We start from the raw sequence: 7,910 nt of genomic DNA, 5'->3' as shown, positions 1-7,910 counted from the left end.
TGGTTGTCCGTCTACGGAACGGACATGGACAAGCACGGACAGGGACAAGCCCTGTCCCTACACTTCCGCCTTCTGTCCTGTGTTATTTATCCGTGCTAATCCGTGCAGCTATACCTGAACGGTTACGCTTTTACTATTAAGATCGTCAAAGTCCCTGGAAAACTGAAGACTTTCTCTACTCTGGATAAGCTGGAACCAAGGCTAACCAGGGTTGACAAAGCTAATAAGTTATGATAAAATAAAACTATGCTAAAGAAAAAAAGGGTTGCCTTCCGCTTAATATTATGGTTCATTCTTGGAATTCCCTTAATTCCTATGCCAGCTCTGGCTAAGCCTGCCCCACGCCTTCCCGGTCCCATCCCTAATGATGTCCTCTTTGTCCCCCCTCAAAAGAGACCGTCTAAAGCCCCCACTTGGCAGGAAGGTTCGCCTCAGACCCCGCAAGGACAAGAAACCAGTGAATATATGGCCGGCCGTGTGGTGGTGGGGATCATCTTTCCGGAAAGCAATGGAAGTAGTGATCCCTCAACGGAAGACTGGACCGCTACTGAAAGGAATAATGTTATCTCAGAAATTATAGAGTCCTTTAGCTGGTGGGTGGCCAGGGCGCCGGCCAATACTAATCTGAGCTTCATTTATCGAGACGAAGGCACGGTTTCCACCAGATATGAACCTATTACACACGATCAGAATTATGCTCAAACCTGGGTAGCGGATGTGATGGCCAATATGGGCTATTCTTCAGGCGATCACCTGGATCGAGTCTTTGCCTATGCCAACGGGCTCAAGAATACCTACCAGACTGACTGGGCCTTTACTGTCTTCATCGCCGATTCCAGTAATGATGCTGATGGTGAATTTACTGACGGCACCTTTGGCTGGGCCTGGCTTGGTGGGCCTTATCTGATTATGACCTACGATAATAACGGGTATACGATAGGCAACATGGCGGCTGTCTGCGCTCACGAGATGGGGCATATCTTTTACGCCATGGACCAGTATGCCTCAAGCGGCTGCACCATCAGTGAGCGTTCCGGCTATCTGAATATAACCAACAGCAATTGTGAAAATGGCGGAACTGCCTATGCATGTATTATGCGGGGCGGCGTCTCCCCCTATACCACTGGCGCCGTCTCTACCTCTGTCCGGGAACAAATAGGCTGGCGGGATAGCGATTCCGATGGGGTGTTAGACATTTTCGATCTTTCCCCTCAAACCAATCTGACCGCCTTTACCCCTGATCCAACCACCGATCCCACTCCAACTTACAGCGGCTCAGCCGCCATTGTAGAGGCCTATCCCAACAACAACCCTAATAGCCACTACGGAGCAGGCGGAGGAAGTGACATTAATATCGATCATATCTCCGGCGTTCAATATAGATACCGGCTGGACGCCGGAAGCTGGAGCAGTTGGTTGAACAACAGCACGGCGAACGATGGGGCCTTTGATGAGCCAAGTGAGAACTTCTCCTTCACTCCCCCAACCCTGGCGAACGGGACCTACACCTTTGAAGTCAAGGCCGTCACTTACCTCGGAAGCGAAGACAGCACCCCGGCGATTGACACCTTGACTATTGTCAGCGGCGCCCCTACCTGCACCCTCACCTCGCCAAGCGCTCTTACCTGGTACAAGGGGACTATTACCCTGTCTGCCTCGGCCAGCGATCCTGATGGAACCATTAGTCTGGTTGAATTCGATTATTCCCTTGACCATTCCAGTTGGTCTCCTTGTTCCGCCAGCCCCGATACCAGCCAGCCCTTCAGTATCAACTGGGGCTCCATTCCTTCTACCGGGGTCGATGCCACGGTCTGGATCAGGGCCAGGGCTAAGGACAATGCAGGTGCTTATTCAGCCTATGATGAACAGCAGATCCAGATAGACAACCAGGCACCCTCGACCACGGACAACTACAATGGCGCCTGGTACAACCAGGATTTCACCATTACCCTTACCGCCAATGATGGTTCCGGCAGCGGGCTTGATAACTCAGACATCCGCTACCGAATCAATGGCGGGGCTGAAAAGAATCTGGCTAATCACGGTCAACCGGTAATCTCTGGGGAAGGAGGAGATAACCAGCTTGAATACTGGGCCATTGACCGGGTAGGTAATGAGGAATCCCATCATCTTCTAATCAGGATTAAGCTGGATAGGACCGGCCCGGTCTTTGGCCCTTATGCCCTTGCCCCCCCTGACCTGACCGAAAAGACCATAGGGTCTTTAACCGTTAGCCTGATAGTGAGTGACACCCTGAGTGGTACGGGGATACCTCAACTGGATTACAGACTTGACTCGACTAATTACGATGGCTATGAGGCTATGTCTCCAGGCGAAGGGGATACCTGGTCCTTTTCCATTCCACCGCCCAGTGATTGGGCAGACCATCAGGGAGAAACCCTTTATTGGCTGGTTAGAGGTAAGGATCTGGCCGACAATGAAGCCGTGGCCGAAGAAGGAAGTGAGTTCATTGAAGTGGTAAATGACACCCCTACCTGTCAAATCACTTCACCGGATTCCTTTACCTGGCTGGCAGGCCAAATACTGATTACGACTGACGCGGCTGACGATGAGGCTATGGACTCGGTTGAGTTTGTCTTCTCCCTCGATGGCCAGGCCTGGGAGGAGATGCTGGGAAGTCCGGTTACCTCTCTTCCCTATCAACTTAACTGGAACACCTCCCCGGCTGATGGTGTAGACACAGAGGTTTATCTCATGGCCAGGGCCTGGGACTTGACCGGCCTTGATTCCGGGTGGGATACAGTCGTTATCAGGGTAGACAACCAGCCGCCAGAGACATCTACCTCTGCTGACACCTCTTCCTGGCATACCTCTGATATTACTATCTCTCTGGAGGCGAGCGATGGTATCGGCGCGGGTGTATTGAACACCTGCTACCAGGTTAACGGGGGTGAAACAAAGTGCCAAAGTGTCTACGGGCGGCCGGTTATTAGCACGGAAGGGGCGGATAATAGTTTCATTTACTGGAGCATAGATCAGATGGGCAACCAGGAAGCGACTAAGTTGCTGAGCGGTCTGAAGCTGGACAAGACTTCGCCTCAAATTGTCGCTTGGTCTCTTGATCCCGAAGATTTAACTGAAGATACTATCGGGCCTCTCCATGTGATAGTGATTATTGAGGAGGCCCTTAGCGGGTTAGCCAAGGTCGAATTTGACTGGCGAATAGGTGAGGCGGCCTACGATGGTTATGAGGCAATGAATAATGGCGGAGGTAATACCTGGTCAGCGAGCATTCCTGAACCCACTGAATTATGGGATAATGAGCGGGGGAAAAACATCTACCTTAGGATCATGGCCACTGATGTAGCGGGAAATACAGGCCTTGAGGAGATTACCGAATTGATCGACTCCATCAATGATCCGCCTACCTGCCAGTTAATTTATCCGGATGGACCTGATTGGTATGCTGGGGTGATTGAAATCCAGACGGAAGCAGATGATCCGGATAATGCCATTGACCGGGTGGAGTTTCAATACTACCGGCAAGGGATCTGGGAGGATTGTGCCGGAAGCCCGGTAAGGGCCGGCTTGGGGACGGTCTATTCTTTGGATTGGTCAAGCCAGCCATCAGATAGCCTGGATACTGGCGTCGTCCTTCGGGTAAGGGCTGTAGACGAAGACCAACTGGCTTCAGAATATGATACTACCTCCATTTGGGTGGACAATCAGCCTCCGGTGACTACGGCTGTCTACGAGGATGTCTGGCACTCAGAAGTCTTCTCCATCTTCCTGGTAGCCACAGATGGAAATGGGTCGGGGGTTGAAACCACCACCTACCGGATAAACAGCGGGACAGAGAGGCACGATACCCAACCTCTCATTGATTTGGAAGGGACAGATAACCGGCTTAGTTACTGGAGCATAGATAAGTTAGGCAACCAGGAGTCGCTAAATTCTCTTAGCGGGATAAAATTAGACCTGACCCCGCCGGTTATCAGCGATTGGCAAAAATATCCGCCTAATTTAATCGAAGACTCGATTGGCCCTTTAACCGTCTATGTCTCGGTAACTGATACCCTGAGCGGTTTTTCAGGAACTCCCCAATTTGATTACCGATTCAGCCAGGCTTACGATGGTTGGGAAGATATGACCTCTCAGGGCGGCAAAAGGTATTTCTTTTCCATTCCTGAACCAGGGTTGTGGGATGATTATCGGGGCGAGACCATAAGCTTTAAGGTCAAGGCAGCGGATGTAGCCGGAAGGGTGATCGAAGGTCCGGAGCAGGAAGAACTTATTGATTCCATCAATGATCCTCCCTTCTGCCGGTTAATCACCCCGGTGGCGGATAATTGGTATGGGGGTGAAATAACCCTCTCGGCTGAGGCCATTGATTCTGACGGAGAGATAGCCGGCGTGGAATTCGCTTATCTTCTTGCCGAAGAATGGGTTGATTTGCCTCTGGTAAGCAGACCGCCTTATCAAATAGAATGGGATAGTCAACCAGAGACCGGCGTAAAAGCAACGGTTAAGATTAGGGTTAGAAGCCGGGATAATGAAGGGGCCTATTCTAACTATGATGAGGTTCAGATCAGGATAGACAATGAAGCTCCGGCTACCTCCCATGATTATGACGGCGCCTGGCATACCCAGAATTTCACTATCACCCTGACGGCTGAAGATGGAGAGGGAAGCGGAGTAGCAGCGATTTATTACCGGCTCAATGGAGGCGAGAAGAAAAATATCGCCGCCCATGGACAGCCTCTCATCACTACGGAGCATGATAATAATATCCTGGAATACTGGAGCGTAGATCAGGTAGGCAATCAGGCATCTTCCCAAATATTGACCGGAATTAAGTTGGACAAGAGTCCTCCGCCTCCGCCCCTTGCCTTGACCGCAGATGGTGAAAACCCCAGTCCCTGGAAGAATTCCAGCCGCTTTATCATCGACTGGATTGACCCGACCGATCTCTCCGGCATTGGCTATGCTCATTACCAACTTGGCTCACCACCGGAAAGTAAAGACGAGGGCGAATCAACTACCCTTCATCCCTTCAAGACCCTTTCTACTCAGCCGGGTGGCCAGAAGCTCTATCTCTGGTTAGAGGATGCCCTGGGACAGCTTGATTACCGTGAGACGGCTTCGGTCGAATTGAGATATGACCCAACACCTCCAGAGATCGGGGCATTCTTGACTGATCCAATGGATCTCACCGAGGACAGCGCTGGGGCTTTCCGGATTAAGGTCGAAGTTGGGGATGAGGGTGGAAGCGGCCTCGACCGAGTAGAACTGGCCTACAAGATGGGAGAGGGAGCCTGGTCTGAATTTTCGGCGATGACTGAAGAGAAACAGGCCTTCGATATCCCTGAACCTAATTCCACCTGGGACGGGGTTAGAGGTGAGGTTCTTTTCTATCAGGTCAGGGCCACCGACCAGGCCGGAAATATCATCTTCAGTTCTACTAAGGAAGAACTGGTCGATGATATAAATGACCCTCCTCACTGTAGTTGGATTCAGCCGGAAGGTAATGCCTGGCTGGGAGGCGAATTGAAACTGGAGTTTGACTGCCGAGATCAGGATGGAAAAATAGACCGGGTCTTTATCCAGGTCTCTCTGGATAATGGCCTGAACTGGCAGGAAGTCTCAGGTAGTCCGATTACTTCACCACCCTACTATATGAACTGGCACAGCCTTCCGGCCCAGGGGCTAAATTCCAATGTCATCCTGAGGGCCAGGGCCAGGGATGATGAAGGGGCCTATTCCGTCTGGGCGGAAAAATCGATCAAGGTCGATAACCAGGCCCCGGCCACAGCGGCTGACTATGAGCCTGGCTGGCGTCGGCAAGATTTTATCATCGAGTTGACGGCCGATGATGGTCAGGGCAGCGGGGTGGAAGATATTTACTACCAGATTAATGATGGCCAGGGAAAGAGGGTGAGCCTGGACGGGCAACCCTTTATCACTACCGAAGGCGCGGACAACATCCTGGTCTATTGGGCGGTGGATTATACCGGTCACCAAGAGGCCCCCCAAAGGATAGAAGGGATCGGCCTGGATAAGACCGCTCCCACTATTATCGAGATTAGTCAGGAACCAGAAGACCTGACCGAACATTTTGAGGGAGACTTAATTATCAAGGTGACCGTGGTGGATGAAGGCGGCTCAGGGAGGGCGGATCTTCAGATGGCGAAGTGCGGATGGCGGATGACGGAACTACCCGTGGCGGATTGCGGATTGCGGATTGTTCCGATTTCGGAGGGCGGATTTCAGATGGCGGCGCCGGATGGAGGGTGGGAGTCTGTGGCCGGCCAAGAGTTAACCTATCAGATCAAGGTCGAGGATGGCGCCGGCAATGTTACGCTCAGCCCGGAGCAGACTGAACCCATCGAGGATGCCCCCACTATTACCCTGCTCACCCCGCCGGCTGAAGGGGTAGTGGTTAAGGATAGTTACCAGATCAGATGGGATGATGAGGATTCGGACAATGATGCCATCATCTCCCTTTTTTATCAAAGTGAGGTCTCCAATCTCAAACCCGCCATCCGAAATCCGTCCTCCGAAATCAGAACAATCCGAAATCCGAAATCCGAAATCCGCAATCTAATCATCTCCGGTTTGAGTGAGGATGAGGAAACAGATAGTTACCTCTGGGATACCTCAGGGGTAAAAGAGGGGGAATATCGGCTGTCAGCCGAGATAAGCGATGGCCGGTTTACTTCCCTCTCCCTTTCTCCCGGTCTTATCCGGGTGGATCACACCCCGCCGCATCTGGAATGGGTCACGGCCAATCAGGATGGGTTCAGGCTTTACATGGCTGAGGAAAATCTACCCCTAAAGCTAAAAGAGGCTGTTTTCACAGTGACGGAAGCGGATACCCCCACGGTCACCCACCTGATGACGGCAAGTTATCTTGATGAAAATAATTCCGGGCTGGTGCATCTTGAAGTTGAAGGGATGAGGACTGACATAGCCTATATCCTGAAGGTGGATGGGATCGAGGATATGGTTGGGAACCAAACCCCGCCGGTGGTGGTAAGCGATATTATCTTTACGGACCCGACTGAAGAAAACATTATCACCCGGCCGGACGGAACCGGCTTAGAAATCCCTGCCGGGACCTTTGAGGAACAAGTAACCCTGTTTATGGACATCTCTCCATCTTCACTTGAGGTAGAGACAGCCGACAGAGCGGCTGAATCAGATCCGTCTATCGGCTATCTGGTGCCGGAAAGTGTCAGGGGGTACCGGGTAATAGGCGAGGAGGGGGAAACCATCCCTTCCGATGGGTTTAATCATCCGGTCAGGGTCACTATTCCTTATCCGGTTGATTTGCCGATCAACGAGTTTGATCTCTTGATTTATCGTCTTGAGAGGGCGCAGTGGGTTATGGCCGGCCGCATAGTAAACAGAGACAGGGATAAGCACACCCTCACCGCTGAAGTTTCGCATCTCTCAGTTTTCCGGATAGCCGAATATGTCCCCCTACCCGCTGATGATTTAAGCAAGATAATCATTTATCCCACCTTGTTTACCTCCTCCAAACACGAAGCCATTGTATTTGAAGGTCTCAAGGAAGGGATAAAGATTCATATCTTTAATCTGGCCGGACAATTGGTTAAGGCGGTCGAGCCCTCGGAAAGTAGATGGCGGTGGTGGGTCAACCAGGAGAGGTTGGCCAGTGGGGTTTACATCTACCGGTTATCCGACGGAAAGGCCCGGCGAGCCGGCCGATTGGTGATTATCCAAGGCAGGTAAGAAACTTTATCTACATCCCCCATGTTCCTACGAGGTTGAGAAATGTAAGCTGTGATTCAGAAATAAGGGCATCGTTTCAAATCGCTACTTGAGAAGGGAGAGATCGGTTTACACTTTTAGAGCCCAGAGCAGTTTTGTCTCTACCACAAGCAACCGGTAACGCCTCGGAGGAAGCCCCGAGGTTGGAAAAGCAA

At 51.6% G+C, this 7,910-nt stretch carries 1 protein-coding gene; it reads left to right on the top strand.

The window, feature by feature from the left end; translation table 11 throughout:
- The first annotated feature begins 315 nt into the window (after window positions 1–315).
- Complete coding sequence (locus AB1797_11250; protein ID MEW5768176.1) at window positions 316–7,716, top strand: Ig-like domain-containing protein; 7,401 nt, start codon at window positions 316–318, stop codon at window positions 7,714–7,716.
- Window positions 7,717–7,910 lie beyond the last annotated feature (194 nt).

It is taken from the genome of bacterium (assembly GCA_040753085.1).
In the GTDB taxonomy this organism is placed as follows: Bacteria; UBA9089; JASEGY01; order JASEGY01; family JASEGY01; genus JASEGY01.
The sequence above is the reverse complement of the archived record's forward strand: the minus strand, read 5'-3'. Positions and strand labels throughout refer to the sequence as shown.

Bases quoted from the DNA above. Each gene is read 5' to 3' on its own strand.
- AB1797_11250 (MEW5768176.1), top strand. From the start codon at position 316: ATGCCAGCTCTGGCTAAGCCTGCCCCACGCCTTCCCGGTCCCATCCCT.